This is a genomic window from Paenibacillus sp. TSA_86.1 (genome assembly GCF_052691815.1).
In genome coordinates this window covers 25,790-42,407 of the sequence record NZ_JBQZGE010000023.1, presented here as the reverse complement: position 1 = coordinate 42,407, position 16,618 = coordinate 25,790, and the positions used below count along the sequence as shown (strand labels likewise).

Annotated in this window: 13 protein-coding genes and 1 other annotated feature; all 13 genes read left to right on the top strand. The window is 45.7% G+C overall.

The genetic code is table 11. From position 1 onward, the window contains the following. The first annotated feature begins 64 nt into the window (after nt 1-64). The 13 genes from rplK (at nt 65) to rpsJ (ending at nt 16,575) form a co-directional block, all read left to right on the top strand. A complete protein-coding gene (gene rplK / locus ACUTVW_RS25825; protein WP_017692062.1) occupies nt 65-490 on the top strand; it encodes a 50S ribosomal protein L11 in 426 nt (141 codons plus the stop codon). 94 nt (nt 491-584) lie between these two features. Beyond that, nucleotides 585-1,277: a 50S ribosomal protein L1 gene (gene rplA, locus ACUTVW_RS25820; RefSeq protein ID WP_434749257.1), complete on the top strand. Its 693-nt coding sequence runs from the start codon at nt 585-587 to the stop codon at nt 1,275-1,277. Between the two features lie 68 nt (nt 1,278-1,345). Beyond that, nucleotides 1,346-1,492: a sequence feature (ribosomal protein L10 leader region), on the top strand. A 23-nt stretch (nt 1,493-1,515) separates the two neighbouring features. Then, nucleotides 1,516-2,019 (top strand): 50S ribosomal protein L10, encoded by a 504-nt coding sequence (rplJ, locus tag ACUTVW_RS25815; protein WP_434749258.1) that lies wholly within the window; start codon nt 1,516-1,518, stop codon nt 2,017-2,019. Between the two features lie 71 nt (nt 2,020-2,090). Next, nucleotides 2,091-2,453 carry a 50S ribosomal protein L7/L12 gene (gene rplL, locus ACUTVW_RS25810; protein WP_445648357.1) on the top strand — a complete coding sequence of 121 codons (363 nt, stop codon included), beginning with the start codon at nt 2,091-2,093 and terminating at the stop codon, nt 2,451-2,453. 98 nt (nt 2,454-2,551) lie between these two features. Further along, nucleotides 2,552-3,154: a class I SAM-dependent methyltransferase gene (locus ACUTVW_RS25805; protein ID WP_434749260.1), complete on the top strand. Its 603-nt coding sequence runs from the start codon at nt 2,552-2,554 to the stop codon at nt 3,152-3,154. 412 nt (nt 3,155-3,566) lie between these two features. Beyond that, nucleotides 3,567-7,112 (top strand): DNA-directed RNA polymerase subunit beta, encoded by a 3,546-nt coding sequence (gene rpoB / locus ACUTVW_RS25800; RefSeq protein WP_445648356.1) that lies wholly within the window; start codon nt 3,567-3,569, stop codon nt 7,110-7,112. 113 nt (nt 7,113-7,225) lie between these two features. Further along, on the top strand, nt 7,226-10,840 hold the full coding sequence (rpoC, locus tag ACUTVW_RS25795; protein ID WP_445648355.1) for a DNA-directed RNA polymerase subunit beta': 3,615 nt from the start codon (nt 7,226-7,228) through the stop codon (nt 10,838-10,840). A gap of 202 nt (nt 10,841-11,042) precedes the next feature. Then, nucleotides 11,043-11,291: a ribosomal L7Ae/L30e/S12e/Gadd45 family protein gene (locus ACUTVW_RS25790; protein ID WP_441930684.1), complete on the top strand. Its 249-nt coding sequence runs from the start codon at nt 11,043-11,045 to the stop codon at nt 11,289-11,291. A 150-nt stretch (nt 11,292-11,441) separates the two neighbouring features. Next, nucleotides 11,442-11,864, top strand: a complete 423-nt coding sequence (gene rpsL, locus ACUTVW_RS25785; RefSeq protein WP_056697677.1) for a 30S ribosomal protein S12 — start codon at nt 11,442-11,444, stop codon at nt 11,862-11,864. A gap of 87 nt (nt 11,865-11,951) precedes the next feature. Further along, nucleotides 11,952-12,422 (top strand): 30S ribosomal protein S7, encoded by a 471-nt coding sequence (rpsG, locus tag ACUTVW_RS25780; RefSeq protein WP_018753997.1) that lies wholly within the window; start codon nt 11,952-11,954, stop codon nt 12,420-12,422. Nucleotides 12,423-12,471: 49 nt separating this feature from the next. Beyond that, on the top strand, nt 12,472-14,550 hold the full coding sequence (gene fusA / locus ACUTVW_RS25775) for an elongation factor G (RefSeq protein ID WP_445648354.1): 2,079 nt from the start codon (nt 12,472-12,474) through the stop codon (nt 14,548-14,550). A 93-nt stretch (nt 14,551-14,643) separates the two neighbouring features. Beyond that, on the top strand, nt 14,644-15,834 hold the full coding sequence (tuf, locus tag ACUTVW_RS25770) for an elongation factor Tu (RefSeq protein ID WP_123067252.1): 1,191 nt from the start codon (nt 14,644-14,646) through the stop codon (nt 15,832-15,834). A 432-nt stretch (nt 15,835-16,266) separates the two neighbouring features. Continuing rightward, nucleotides 16,267-16,575: a 30S ribosomal protein S10 gene (rpsJ, locus tag ACUTVW_RS25765; protein WP_017692074.1), complete on the top strand. Its 309-nt coding sequence runs from the start codon at nt 16,267-16,269 to the stop codon at nt 16,573-16,575. Nucleotides 16,576-16,618 lie beyond the last annotated feature (43 nt).

Sequence of the window (16,618 nt, the reverse complement as noted above, 5' to 3'; positions counted from 1 at the left end):
TTCAAGTTTCTTGTGGGAGGGCTGCGAGGCCCGTTAACCACTATTTTGCAAGGAGGTGTCAATCATGGCAAAAAAGGTAATCAAAATGGTAAAACTGCAGATTCCAGCAGGTAAAGCAAATCCAGCACCACCAGTAGGTCCGGCATTGGGTCAAGCAGGTGTCAACATCATGGCATTCTGTAAAGAATTCAACGCTCGTACAGCTGATCAAGCGGGATTGATCATTCCAGTTGAAATCTCTGTATTCGAGGATCGCTCCTTTACATTCATCACTAAAACTCCACCTGCAGCAGTTCTGTTGAAAGTGGCAGCTAAAGTTGAAAAAGGATCCGGCGAGCCGAATAAGAAAAAAGTTGCTACCGTTAAACGTGATGCGGTACGTCAAATCGCGGAAACAAAAATGCCTGACCTGAATGCAGCAGACGTTGAGTCCGCAATGCGTATGGTCGAAGGTACTGCCCGCAGCATGGGTATCACCATCGAAGACTAATTTTCACACGAAACATGGCTTCGTAAAGCCGGCCGATTCGCGGCCGGTCAATGTGGGAGGTATATCCGCTAAAACCACAAAGGAGGAATAAAACATGGCTAAACACGGTAAAAAATACCTGGAAGCTGCTAAGCTGATCGATAGCGAAGCAACTTACGAGCCTTCAGAAGCTGTAGAGCTTGTGAAAAAGGCAGCTACTGCAAAATTCGATGAGACTATCGAAGCAGCAGTTCGTTTGGGTGTAGACCCTCGTAAGCAAGACCAGGCAGTACGTGGTGTTGTTGTCTTGCCACACGGCACAGGTAAAACACAACGCGTATTGGTATTTGCAAAAGGTGACAAAGCGAAAGAAGCGGAAGCGGCTGGCGCGGACTATGTTGGTGATGCAGACATGATCAACAAAATCCAACAAGGCTGGTTCGAATTCGACGTCTGCGTAGCGACACCAGATATGATGAGTGAAGTAGGTAAATTGGGCCGTCTGCTCGGCGGTAAAGGCCTGATGCCTAACCCTAAAGCCGGAACGGTAACTTTCGATGTAACTAAGGCTGTTCAAGAAATCAAAGCCGGTAAAATCGAATATCGTCTGGATCGTGCAGGTCAAATTCATGCACCGATCGGTAAAGCTTCTTTCTCTTCCGAGCAACTGAATGAGAACCTTAAAGCTCTCATGGACGCTCTGAACCGTGCTAAACCGGCGGCAGCTAAAGGTGTTTATCTGAAGAATGTAAGTCTTTCTTCTACGATGGGCCCTGGTGCACGCGTGAACGCAGCATCTTTTAGATAAAATATTCTTGACAGGTTCGTCCTGTTTTGATATTCTATAAAAGTTGTGAGTCCGAGTGACTGACCGTTGACATTTGAATATGCTTGCCGTAGACAGTAGGTGCCATCCGGCTTAATTTCCTACCGAGGTGTGATTATACAACTTGAACGATGCAAATCGGATGCGAGTATATATCAAGCCTTCGTGATTCTACGGAGGCTTTTCTTAATGGGATAAAATTGATCAGGAGGTGTACAGATTGGCAAACGCAAAAGTGATTCAAGCAAAACAAGAGTCCGTTGATGCAGTAACAGCAAAATTGCGCGAGAGCGCTACGACTGTTGTTGTTGACTATCGTGGATTGAACGTTGCCCAAGTAACTGAACTGCGTAAGCAGCTTCGTGAAGCGGGAATCGAATTCCAAGTGCTGAAAAACTCGTTGCTTCGCCGTGCGGCTGCAGCAGCTGAACTGACAGAACTGAACGATGTTCTAACAGGTCCTACTGCAATTGCATTTAGCGTAGATGACGTTGTTGCTCCAGCTAAAATTCTGAACGACTTCGCGAAAAAGAATGATGCACTGGAATTAAAAGGTGCAGTTGTTGAAGGTCGCGTAATCGGAGTAGAAGAAGTTAAAGCATTGGCAGAACTGCCTTCACGCGAAGGTCTCCTCTCCATGCTCCTCAGCGTGCTTCAAGCGCCAGTGCGCAACTTCGCGCTTGCGGTTAAAGCTGTTGCGGAAAAAGAAGAGCAAAGCGCGTAAGCGTTTTGATCTACATGCTGCTTAGCAGTAACGAATAACAAAAAAATAAAATTATATATGGAGGTTCAATCATGAGTAAAGAGCAAATCTTGGAAGCAATCAAAGGCATGACTGTACTGGAACTGAACGATCTTGTTAAAGCAATCGAAGAAGAATTCGGCGTAACTGCTGCAGCTCCAGTAGCTGCTGCAGGTGGCGGAGCTGCTGCAGCTGAAGCTGAGCAATCCGAATTCGACGTAATCCTGACTAACGCTGGTGCTTCCAAAATCAACGTTATCAAAGCAGTTCGCGAAATCACAGGTCTTGGCCTGAAAGAAGCAAAAGAACTGGTTGACAACGCTCCAAAACCACTGAAAGAAAAAGTAGCTAAAGAAGAAGCAGAAGCTGTTAAAGCTAAGCTTGAAGAAGCTGGCGCTACAATCGAAGTTAAATAATTTAGCTTATCCAAGCTAAATGAACAAAACAACAAACCCCTTGACTTATATCAAGGGGTTTGTTGCTGTAAATGTAACTATGGAAAGTGAGTGAGGGCATGTCCAATCATTATTATTCGGACAAACCGCAAGTAGCACATGATCGCAAGGCTGCGGAAGCGGTACTTCGCGGAATTAGTTTACGACTTGTGACGGATGCTGGTGTTTTTTCCAAAAATGGAATCGATTATGGCAGCAGAGTGTTAATTGATGCGATGGAACTGCCGTCAGGCGCTCATGTTCTCGATGTGGGATGTGGTTACGGGCCAATCGGGCTTACAGCAGCAAAACTTGTACCGGATGGGCATGTCACCATGATCGATATCAACGAGAGAGCTGTTGAGCTTTCCAAAGAAAATGCTAAAGGCAATGGCATTGGCAATGTTACTGTAATTCAAAGTAATCTACTGACTGAAGTAAAGAAGCGGGATTTCGACGTGATCTTGACTAATCCTCCTATACGAGCTGGCAAAGAAACAGTGCATACTATCTTTGATCAAGCCTATAACCATCTGAAGATAGGTGGAGCGTTATGGATAGTCATTCAAAAGAAACAAGGAGCACCTTCTGCGAAAGCAAAGTTGGAATCGTTGTTCACACGAGTGGAAGAAGTAACGAAGGATAAAGGCTACCGAATCTTCAAAGCGGTGAAAGAAGAGTAGAGAAACTGTAAGAGGTTCATTCGAATTTGTAAAGTAAGCAGGGGATCATTTTTTTTGCAATAGGCCTATTGACTTGAAATTTAAGCCATGGTATAGTTGTAAAATGTCAGTATTAAGATGCCCTACTTGGCTTTAGCTAACTGAAAATGTCAAGCTTTTTTACGCCGAACCGGGCTTATTATGCCTATGTTTGGCGTATAATATGTACATTTTGGGCAAACTGGGGATAAGAATGATTTGGAAAGACATCCGCCGATCAAAGTTGCTCCTTTATCGAACGACATTTCGAATAAGGGCTTTTCTTTATTTGCGGGTGCATTGTTTTGCTCTGTATGTGTACCATTATAAGGTTACAAACAGAGGTTCGCAACGAAATTTTTAAAGTGAGTAGACATTGAGGGGTGAGTTTAAGTTGGCAGGACATCTTGTTCAATATGGTCGACGCACTCGGCGCAGTTATGCACGAATTAACGAGATACTCGAAGTTCCGAACCTGATTGAAATCCAACAAAAATCGTATGATTGGTTTTTGGAGGAAGGGTTGCGCGAAATGTTCCAGGATATCTCGCCGATCCAGGATTTTACAGGTAATTTGATTTTGGAATTTATCGATTACAGTCTCGGAGAACCGAAGTATACAGTAGATGACGCGAAAGAGCGCGACGTTACTTATGCAGCACCGCTTCGGGTCAAAGTCCGGCTCATTAATAAGGAAACCGGAGAAGTCAAAGAGCAGGAAGTATTCATGGGAGATTTCCCGCTGATGACCAATACCGGCACATTTATTATTAATGGTGCTGAACGGGTTATTGTCAGCCAGTTGGTTCGCTCTCCTAGCGTTTACTTCAGTACCAAAGTAGATAAAAACGCCAAAAAAACGTATACCGCTACAGTAATCCCTAACCGCGGCGCTTGGCTGGAGCTGGAGATGGATGCGAAGGATGTTGTTTACGTCCGGATCGACCGTACACGTAAAATACCGGTTACGGTTCTCCTGCGTTCACTAGGTTTTGGCACAGACGCTGAGATTTTGGATTTGCTCGGTAATGACGAATATATCCGTAATACGCTGGACAAAGACAATACGGATTCAACGGAGAAAGCACTCATTGAGATCTATGAGCGTCTTCGTCCAGGCGAGCCACCAACGTTGGATAACGCAAAGAGCTTGCTTGTTGCACGTTTCTTTGATCCGAAACGTTATGACCTCGCAAACGTTGGTCGTTACAAAATCAACAAAAAACTTCACATCAAAAACCGTTTGTTTAATCAGCGTTTGGCTGAGTCTCTGATCGACGCTGAAACAGGAGAGATCATTGCAGAAGCAGGCCAGATGGTTGACCGTCGTTTGCTCGACGAAATCATGCCATACCTGGAGAAGAGTGTTGGTTTCCGCACATACCATGTGGGGAACGGCGTTTTGGATGCCAATGATATCCCGATGCAAACCATTGATGTGTTTTCACCAATCGAAGATGGTAAAGTGGTTAAACTGATTGCCAATGGGGACATTGACAAATCTGTGAAAAACATCACGCCAGCAGATATCATCTCTTCCATCAGTTACTTCCTTAACCTGCTGCACGGCATCGGAAGCACGGATGATATCGATCACCTGGGTAACCGTCGTCTCCGTTCTGTTGGTGAGCTTTTGCAAAACCAGTTCCGTATCGGTTTGTCCCGTATGGAGCGTGTGGTTCGTGAAAGAATGTCCATCCAGGATGCAAACGTCATTACACCACAGGCATTGATCAACATTCGTCCGGTCATTGCATCGATTAAAGAGTTCTTCGGTAGCTCTCAGTTGTCACAGTTTATGGATCAAACGAACCCGCTGGGTGAGTTGACGCATAAACGTCGTCTGTCCGCACTCGGACCAGGTGGTTTGACACGTGAGCGCGCAGGCATGGAAGTCCGTGACGTCCATCCATCCCACTATGGCCGGATGTGTCCAATCGAGACACCTGAGGGACCAAACATCGGTTTGATCAACTCGTTGTCAACGTTTGCCCGTGTGAACGAATATGGCTTCATTGAAGCTCCGTATCGTTGGGTTGATCCGAAGACTGGTGTTGTAACCGAGCAGATCGATTACTTGACAGCAGACGAAGAGGACAACTATGTTATCGCACAGGCGAATGCAAAGCTGAATGAAGACAGCACCTTTGAAGAAGAAGCGATCATTGTGCGTTACAACAAACAGTCGGATAACATCCTTACGATGCCGAGTGAGCGAGTGGACTACATGGACGTATCTCCTAAACAGGTTGTATCCGTCGCTACGGCGCTCATTCCGTTCCTTGAGAACGATGACTCCAACCGTGCGCTGATGGGATCAAACATGCAACGGCAGGCGGTTCCGCTCTTGATTCCTAAAGCTCCGCTTGTAGGAACAGGTATGGAACACAAAGCCGCGAAAGATTCCGGTGTATGTATTGTTGCCGATTATGATGGAATTATTGAACGGTCCTCTGCGAACGAAATTTGGCTCCGTCGTGTTGAAGAAGTAGACGGCCAAGAAGTCAAAGGCGATATCGTTAAATATAAATTACACAAATTTATGCGTTCGAACCAAGGAACATGCATTAACCAACGTCCGATCGTGAAAAGAGGCGCTGTTGTCAAAGCTGGCGACATTCTTGCTGACGGTCCTTCCACTGAAATGGGCGAATTGGCTCTTGGACGTAACGTTGTTGTTGCCTTCATGACTTGGGAAGGCTACAACTATGAGGATGCGATCCTGCTCAGTGAAAAACTCGTTAAGGAAGATGTTTACACATCCATCCATATCGAGGAATATGAGTCGGAAGCTCGTGATACCAAGCTTGGACCTGAAGAGATCACACGTGATATCCCTAACGTTGGGGAAGAAGCGCTGCGTAATCTGGATGAGCGTGGTATTATCCGCATCGGTGCTGAAATCGCCGCTGGCGACATTCTCGTTGGTAAAGTTACACCAAAAGGGGTAACAGAACTAACAGCAGAAGAACGTCTCTTGCATGCGATCTTTGGTGAGAAAGCACGTGAAGTACGTGATACATCCTTGCGTGTACCTCACGGTACCGATGGTATTGTAGTTGACGTGAAAGTATTTACCCGTGAAAACGGAGATGAACTGCCACCAGGTGTGAACCAACTCGTTCGTGTTTATATTGCCCAAAAACGGAAAATTTCCGAGGGTGATAAAATGGCCGGACGTCACGGTAACAAAGGGGTCGTGGCTCGTATCTTGCCGGAAGAGGATATGCCTTTCCTGCCGGACGGAACACCGGTTCAGATCGTTCTTAACCCACTGGGCGTACCTTCCCGTATGAACATCGGTCAAGTACTTGAAGTTCACTTGGGTATGGCAGCAATGCAGCTTGGTATCCACGTAGCAACACCTGTATTCGACGGAGCGAAGGAGTACGACGTCTTCGATACGATGGAAGAAGCAGGTATGCAGCGTAATGGTAAAACCGTGCTGTATGATGGTCGTACAGGTGAAGAGTTTGAACGTGAAGTTACCGTTGGTGTCATGCACATGATCAAACTGGCACACATGGTTGATGATAAAATCCATGCCCGTTCCACAGGTCCTTACTCACTTGTTACGCAACAGCCGCTGGGTGGTAAAGCCCAATTCGGTGGACAGCGTTTCGGGGAGATGGAAGTTTGGGCGCTTGAGGCGTATGGTGCTGCTTATACCCTGCAAGAAATCTTGACGGTTAAATCCGATGATGTTGTTGGTCGGGTTAAAACCTATGAGTCCATTGTCAAAGGCGAGAACGTGCCGGAACCAGGCGTTCCAGAATCGTTCAAAGTACTGATCAAAGAGCTGCAAAGCTTGGGTATGGACGTTAAGATTTTGAGTGAAGATGAGCAAGAGATTGAAATGAAAGAAATGGACGATGAAGATGACGCTGCGAGCGATAAGCTCAGCCTCAACCTTGAGGGTACAGAGGTCGGAGCGGAGTAACTGCTTCTGGCGCATGATGACCGGCGTTTTTCATCAGGCTCGCGTCTTACTCCGGCTTCGGCCGGAGAGGGCGTAACCTAGAATACAGGAATTAGGTTAAGGAGGGTTGCTCCTTGTTGGACGTCAACAATTTCGAATACATGAAGATCGGGCTTGCTTCCCCAGAGAAAATTCGTTCTTGGTCCCGCGGAGAAGTGAAAAAACCGGAAACGATCAACTATCGTACGTTGAAACCGGAAAAAGAAGGGCTGTTCTGCGAAAAGATTTTTGGCCCTACAAAAGACTGGGAATGTCATTGCGGTAAATACAAACGTGTTCGTTATAAAGGTGTTGTTTGTGACCGCTGTGGCGTTGAAGTAACACGTGCGAAAGTTCGTCGTGAACGGATGGGACATATCGAGCTCGCTGCTCCGGTATCGCATATTTGGTACTTCAAAGGTATTCCGAGCCGTATGGGTCTCGCATTGGATATGTCTCCAAGATCTCTGGAAGAGATCATTTATTTTGCATCATATGTAGTAACCGATCCAGGAGAAACTCCTCTGGAGAAAAAACAGCTGTTGTCCGAAAAAGAATACCGCAGCTACCGTGAAAAATACGGATACGGCTTCCAAGCCGGCATGGGTGCCGAAGCAGTTAAGAAATTGCTTCAAGACCTTGATATAGACAAAGAGCTTGAATTCCTGAAGGAAGAGCTTCGCACTGCACAAGGACAACGCCGTAACCGTGCCATTAAACGTTTGGAAGTTATTGAAGCCTTCCGTAACTCTGGCAACAATCCAGAGTGGATGATCATGGATGTCCTTCCTGTTATTCCACCGGAACTTCGTCCGATGGTTCAGCTCGATGGTGGACGTTTTGCTACGTCTGACTTGAATGACCTGTATCGTCGTGTAATTAACCGGAACAACCGTCTGAAACGTTTGCTTGACCTGGGCGCGCCAGATATCATCGTGCAAAATGAAAAACGGATGCTGCAAGAAGCAGTTGACGCTTTGATCGATAACGGTCGTCGTGGACGTCCTGTTACAGGCCCGGGTAACCGCCCTTTGAAATCTCTCAGCCACATGTTGAAAGGTAAACAAGGTCGTTTCCGTCAGAACTTGCTCGGTAAACGTGTTGACTACTCTGGTCGTTCCGTTATCGTTGTCGGACCTTACTTGAAAATGTATCAGTGTGGTCTGCCTAAAGATATGGCGCTTGAACTATTCAAGCCTTTTGTTATGAAAGAGCTTGTCAATAAAGGGCTCGCCCACAATATCAAGAGCGCAAAACGTAAAGTTGAGCGTGTAAGTCCTGAAGTGTGGGATGTGCTTGAGGAAGTAATCAAGGAGCATCCGGTTCTCTTGAACCGTGCCCCTACGCTTCACCGTCTCGGTATTCAAGCATTTGAACCGATTCTTGTTGAAGGTAAAGCAATTCGTCTTCACCCGCTCGTATGTACGGCATACAATGCCGACTTTGACGGTGACCAAATGGCCGTGCACGTTCCATTGTCCGCTGAAGCTCAAGCGGAAGCACGTATCCTGATGCTGGCATCAGGTAACATTTTGAACCCGAAAGATGGTAAACCGGTTGTAACTCCTTCCCAGGATATGGTCCTTGGTTCTTATTACCTCACGATGGACAACAAGGAAGAAAAGGGTACAGGTATGATCTTGCGTACAGTGAACGAAGCTGTATCGGCATACCAACGGGGCACTGCAGGTCTACATGCACGTGTAGCTATTCCGGTTAAGGCGCTTGGTAAAACAAGCTTCACGGATGAGCAGCAAGAAGGAATGTTGTTGACTACAGTCGGCAAAATTATCTTTAATGAAATCTTCCCGGCAAGCTTCCCATATATCAATGATGCGACTCGTGCGAACCTGTATCAAGGTACAGCTGATCACTTCTTTGTATATGAAAAAGGTGCTGATCTGAGAGAAGCGATCATGAATGCTCCTCTGGCTGGCGGTGTCGGCAAAGAATATCTCGGCTCCATCATTGCTCGTTGTTTTGAAATTTATCACACAACAGAAACAGCGGTTATTCTGGATAAAATCAAACAGCTCGGTTTCACATACTCTACTCGTGCCGGTATTACGGTTGCGGTGTCAGACGTTATCGTTCCACCTGAGAAATTCGAAATTCTCAGACAGTCCGAAGATAAAGCGCAAATCGTTACAAATCAGTACCGTCGTGGTCTGATTACGAATGAAGAGCGTTATGACCGTATCATTGATATTTGGTCAAAATCCAAGGATGATATTACTGAGATTCTGATGAAATCCATGGATCGTTATAACTCCATCATGATGATGGTTGACTCCAAAGCACGGGGTAACAAATCGCAAATTACCCAATTGGGCGGTATGCGTGGTCTGATGGCCAACCCATCTGGTCGAATTATCGAACTCCCAATCAAATCGAACTTCCGTGAAGGTTTGACAGTACTCGAGTACTTTATCTCCACTCACGGTGCGCGTAAAGGTCTCGCGGATACAGCTCTACGTACAGCCGACTCAGGTTACCTGACTCGTCGTCTCGTAGACGTAGCCCAAGACGTTATCGTGCGTGAAGACGATTGTGGTACAGATAAAGGCTTTACGGTAAGTCGTATCCAGGATGGTAAAGAGGTTATTGAAGATCTCTACGACCGTATTGAAGGCAGATACTGCTTCGAGACGTTACGTCATCCGGAAACGAAAGAAATCATTGTAGGTCGCAATGAATTGATTGACTCTGATAAAGCGGAGGCTATCATCAAAGCGGGTATAACCAAACTGCAAATTCGCTCCGTACTCAGTTGCCGTGCTAGTCACGGTGTCTGCAAGAAGTGTTACGGTCGTAACCTTGCGACAGGTAAACATGTGGAGATTGGTGAAGCGGTTGGTATCATTGCAGCACAATCCATTGGTGAGCCAGGAACCCAGCTTACAATGCGTACGTTCCATACCGGCGGTGTAGCCGGAGACGACATCACGCAAGGTTTGCCGCGTATCCAGGAGTTGTTCGAGGCTCGTAATCCTAAAGGTCAAGCAACGATCAGTGAGATTGATGGTGTCGTTAAAGAGATTCGCGAGACCAAAGATCGTCGTGAAATTGAAATTCAAGGTGAAGCGGAATCCAAAGTATACGCCGTTACCTACGGTTCCCGTGTGCGCGTAAGCGAAGGCATGGAAATTGAAGCAGGTGATGAGTTGACAGACGGTTCCATCGATCCGAAAGAAATGTTGCGTATTAAAGGTATACGTGGCGTACAAAACTACATCTTGCAGGAAGTACAACGCGTATATCGTAACCAAGGTGTAGAAATCAATGATAAACACGTTGAGGTTATGATCCGTCAAATGTTGCGTAAAATCCGTATCGTAGATGCAGGAGATACAACGCTGTTGCCGGGGTCATTCGTGGATATGCATGAGTACGAAAGAGCTAACAAAATAGCGATTCTTGGTGATAAAGAGCCAGCGGTTGCAAAACCAATCTTGCTCGGTATTACGAAGGCATCACTGGAAACAGACTCCTTCCTCTCAGCAGCTTCTTTCCAAGAAACTACACGTGTACTGACAGATGCAGCGATCAAAGGGAAAGTCGATCAATTGCTGGGTCTGAAGGAAAATGTAATCATCGGTAAATTGATTCCTGCAGGTACGGGTATGAACCGTTACCGCAGTATCAAATTTGCTGAGCCAGAAGATGGCCAATCTCCCGTAGAAGAGTTGGAGCCAGTTTCGGTAGACTAATATAACATTCCTTGTTGCAAGGAATGAAAGGGAGTGTCTGTCAGGAAACGACGTTTGTATCATACAAGCGGACGATTCCTGGCGTACACGAACTTTATAAAATAATCTTTTGGAATAGCATTGACAATGCTCGCGCTAGATGCTAATATATCAAAGGTGCGTGGGCAGCTGATTGTGATCGTCCTATTCGGAGGAATGTATGATGTCTAATGAAAAAGGCTTGCAAGATGCTCATGTCAAAATTGGTACCAAACAGACCATGCGGACAGTGCAGACAGGAATGGCTTCTGAAGTCTATGTCGCAGAAGATAGTGATCCGCAGCTCACTTCCAAAATCATTGCCTTGTGTGAACAACATAATGTGAAGTGCACGAAAGTGGACACAATGAAAAATCTCGGCAAAGCGTGCGGGATTGGAGTGGGAGCAGCGATGGCTGCTGTCGTAAAATGATAGGGTAAGGAACGTTTTTGTCCGAGAAGATTTGAAGATTCTCCAAGGCAAAAACTTTTCATTTGTCTTTTTATGAACCGCCTGGGTCTGTGGGCTTAGATAAAGGTTTGTAAAGAAACATCAATAATTGAGGAAGGGGGTGGCAATCACATGCCAACTATTAACCAATTGGTTCGTAAAGGACGTCAAGCAAAAGTTGACAAGTCTAAATCACCAGCTTTGCAAAAAGGATTCAACGCCTTGAAACGTGAATCCACTAACATCAGTGCCCCACAAAAACGTGGTGTCTGCACTCGTGTAGGTACAATGACTCCTCGTAAACCGAACTCTGCACTTCGTAAATATGCCCGTGTTCGTTTGACGAACCGTCTCGAGGTAACTGCTTATATCCCGGGAATCGGACATAACCTTCAAGAGCACAGTGTGGTATTGATCCGTGGAGGTAAAGTAAAAGACCTTGCAGGGGTTCGTTATCACATCGTTCGTGGAGCTCTCGATACTGCAGGCGTGAACAACCGTATGCAAGCTCGTTCTAAATACGGCGCGAAACGTCCAAAAGCTAAAAAAGCCTAAACCATTATAAGCAAGTTACCTGAAAGCCTTCTGGCTTAAGTCTAGAAGGTACAGGGACTGCTGAACAAGAAAGAAAGGGGGATATCCATGCCACGCAAAGGTCCAGTTACGAAAAGAGACGTGTTGCCAGATCCGGTATACAACTCCAAGTTGGTTACTCGTTTGATCAATCGCATCATGCTCGACGGAAAACGCGGTGTTGCTCAAAGCATTCTGTATAATGCGTTCAAGTTGATTCAAGAACGTACGGGTAATGACCCGATGGAAGTATTTGAAGCAGCAATCAAAAATATCATGCCAGTCCTGGAAGTTAAAGCTCGCCGTGTCGGCGGTGCCAACTACCAAGTACCAATCGAGGTAAAACCAGAGAGACGTACTGCTTTGGGTTTACGTTGGCTCGTGAACTACTCCCGCAACCGCGGTGAGAAAACAATGGAAGAGCGTTTGGCGGCTGAGATCATCGACGCTTCCAACAACACAGGCGCTTCCGTTAAGAAACGCGAAGATACGCACAAAATGGCTGAAGCGAACAAAGCGTTTGCTCACTACCGTTGGTAGGATTCAGTTCACAATAAAAAAACTTCAATTTTGAAGGGAGACCCATTTCATGGCTAGAGAGTTCTCCTTGAAAAATACACGTAATATCGGGATCATGGCTCATATTGATGCGGGTAAAACCACGACAACTGAGCGGATCTTGTTTTACACAGGACGTACGCACAAAATCGGTGAAGTTCACGAAGGCGCTGCGACAATGGACTGGATGGAACAGGAACAGGAGCGCGGAATTACGATTACTTCCGCTGCGACTACCGCTGCTTGGAAAGGCCACCGCGTAAATATTATTGATACCCCGGGACACGTTGACTTCACAGTTGAAGTTGAACGTTCCCTTCGTGTATTGGACGGAGCAGTAGGTGTATTCAGTGCGAAAGAAGGCGTTGAGCCTCAGTCTGAAACCGTATGGAGACAGGCTGACAAGTACGGCGTACCTCGTATCGCATATGTAAACAAAATGGATATCATCGGTGCTGACTTCTTGAACGTTGTATCTGATATGCGTGATCGCCTTCAAGCGAACGCAGTTGCGATTCAACTTCCGATCGGTGCTGAGAATGATTTCAAAGGTATCATTGATATTGTTGCACAACGGGCTCATATGTACAAAGATGACCTGGGACAAGATATCGAAGAAACCGATATTCCTGCGGAATTCGTTGAGCAAGTTGAAGAACTTCGCAACGAATTGATTGAGCGTGTTGCAGAACTTGACGAAGATTTGACAATGAAATACCTGGAAGGCGAAGAGATCACTATTGATGAGATCAAATCCGTTCTCCGTAAAGGTGTGGTAGATGTTAAGATCTTCCCGGTTATCTGTGGTTCCTCATACCGTAACAAAGGTGTTCAACTGATGTTGGATGCTGTTATCGATTACTTGCCAGCTCCTATAGATGTACCATCAATCACTGGTCATCTTGAAGATGGAACGGAAGCAGTTCGTAAGTCTTCTGATGAAGAGCCGTTCTCCGCTCTGGCATTTAAAATCATGACTGACCCTTACGTTGGTAAATTGACATTCTTCCGCGTATACTCCGGTGTTCTTCAATCCGGTTCATATGTATTGAATGCTACTAAAAACAAACGTGAGCGTATCGGTCGTATCCTTCAAATGCATGCAAACAGCCGTCAAGAGATCACTGAAGTTTACTCTGGTGATATCGCTGCTGCAGTTGGTTTGAAAGATACAGGTACAGGTGATACACTATGTGATGAGAAACACCCGGTTATCTTGGAATCGATGAATTTCCCTGATCCGGTAATCGAAATCGCTGTTGAACCTAAAACCAAAGCTGACCAAGACAAAATGGGTGTTGCTCTCGGTAAGTTGACAGAAGAGGATCCAACTCTTCGCGCTCATACTGACGAAGAAACAGGTCAAACAATCTTGGCAGGTATGGGTGAGCTTCACCTTGATATCATCATCGACCGTATGCGTCGTGAGTTCAAGGTTGAAACTACTGTGGGTAAACCACAAGTAGCTTACCGTGAAACATTCCGTGCTCCAGCGCGCGTTGAAGGTAAATTCGTACGTCAATCCGGTGGTCGTGGTCAATACGGTCACGTATGGGTTGAATTCGAGCCTCTTGAGCCAGGTACAGGCAGCCAGTTCGAAAGTAAAGTTGTCGGTGGATCGGTTCCGAGAGAATACATTCAACCTGCATTGTCAGGGATTGAAGAGCAAATGAAAAACGGCGTAATTGCAGGCTTCCCGCTTGTAGACGTTAAGGCTACAATTGTAGACGGATCTTACCATGATGTCGATTCCAACGAGATGGCATTTAAAATTGCCGGATCTATGGCACTGAAAGCAGCAAAAGACAAATGTAAACCGGTACTACTTGAGCCTATCATGAAAGTAGAAGTAACTGTTCCAGAAGAGTACATGGGTGACGTAATGGGTATGTTGAATTCCCGTCGTGGCCGCATTGAAGGTATGGATTCCCGTAGTGGAGCTCAAATCATTCGTGCTAAGGTACCTCTCTCTGAGATGTTTGGTTACTCTACAACTCTTCGTTCCGGTACTCAAGGACGCGGCGTATTCTCCATGGAGCTTTCTCACTATGAAGAAGTTCCTAAGAGCATTGCTGAAGAGATCGTTGCCAAAACAAAAGGCACCGAGTAGTTTTCTCACACTGAATGTTTGTGCTTGAACCTGGTTTGAAGCACTGCATTCAGTGAAACATAAAATTATAATTTTTAAGGAGGCCACGTTCAAATGGCAAAGGCTAAATACGAACGTAATAAACCGCACGTTAACATTGGTACTATTGGTCACGTCGATCATGGTAAAACAACTCTGACTGCTGCAATCACAACTGTATTGTCCAAAACTTACGGTGGTGCAGCAATTGCTTTCGATCAAATTGATAAAGCTCCAGAAGAGCGCGAGCGCGGTATCACAATCTCGACTTCACACGTTGAGTACGAAACTGACACTCGTCACTACGCACACGTAGACTGCCCAGGTCACGCCGACTATGTTAAAAACATGATCACTGGGGCGGCACAAATGGACGGAGCTATCTTGGTAGTATCCGCAGCTGACGGCCCAATGCCACAAACTCGTGAGCACATTTTGCTCTCCCGTCAAGTAGGCGTACCTTACATTGTTGTTTTCTTGAACAAATGTGACATGGTTGAAGACGAAGAGTTGTTGGAATTGGTTGAGATGGAAGTTCGCGACCTTCTTAACGAATATGAGTTCCCAGGTGATGACACTCCAATCACTCGTGGTTCCGCTCGTGAAGCTCTGCAAAACCCTGATGGTGAGTGGGCTCAAAAAATCGTTGAGATGTTCAAAGAAATCGACACTTACATCCCACTGCCTGAGCGTCAAACTGACAAGCCTTTCTTGATGCCTGTCGAGGACGTATTCTCCATCACTGGTCGTGGTACCGTTGCTACAGGTCGTGTAGAGCGTGGTACTGTTAAAGTCGGCGAAGAGATCGAAATCGTTGGTATTACTGAAGAAACTAAAAAATCCGTAGTTACAGGCGTTGAGATGTTCCGTAAATTGTTGGATTCCGCACAAGCGGGCGACAACATCGGTGCATTGTTGCGTGGTGTTGATCGTACTCAAATCGAGCGTGGTCAAGTACTTGCTAAACCAGCATCTGTTAAACCACACACAGAATTCACTGCACAAATCTACGTTTTGACTAAAGAAGAGGGTGGCCGTCACAAGCCTTTCTTCACTGGATACCGTCCACAGTTCTACTTCCGTACAACTGACGTAACTGGTATCATCAACTTGCCAGAAGGTACTGAAATGGTAATGCCTGGTGACAACATCACGGTTACTGTTCAACTGATCTCTCCAATCGCGATCGAAGAAGGAACTAAGTTCTCTATTCGTGAAGGTGGACGTACAGTTGGTGCAGGTTCCGTAGCATCAATCCAAAAATAATTTGGCATTCGCCAAATGAGCATAAGCAACAGTGTACTGGAACGAGTAACATTGTATTGTAACGAAGCTTCGGAAGAGTTCTTTATCCGACATCGGATAAAGAACTCTTTTATTATGTCAACGTTTCGGAACCTGCGTCATCTTAATGAACAAAATTCATCTTATAGATTGATAGGTTAGGCAGCTTGGGTATTAGGAAAAACATTGTACTAAACGGAGTCAATTCTTTTGAAAAGACTAGTTTAAATGTTTTTTTTAAATATGCTTGCAATACGCCCATCTTTTCTATATAATAATGAATGTTGTTCTTGTGACGTTGCGATGATGTGAGAGGTTACTGACACACCCGGCCCCTTTGCCATGGGAGAGTGGTTAGAAAATTTTCACGGAGTATGTCCGATAAAAAATTGGGCGATAGAAGGAGGGACTAAAATGGCAAAGCAAAAAATTCGTATTCGTTTGAAAGCTTACGACCACAGAATTCTTGATCAATCCGCGGAGAAAATTGTTGAAACAGCAAAACGTTCGGGTGCAGGTGTATCCGGTCCGATTCCGCTTCCTACTGAAAAACAAATCATTACTATTCTTCGTGCGGTGCACAAGTACAAGGATTCTCGGGAGCAATTCGAGCAACGCACTCATAAGCGTTTGATTGATATCGTTAACCCGACTCCACAAACTGTGGATGCCTTGATGCGCTTGGATCTGCCGTCCGGTGTAGATATCGAAATTAAACTGTAATATATAGCAACAAACAAGACCACGTATAAAGGAAAAGAGGTGT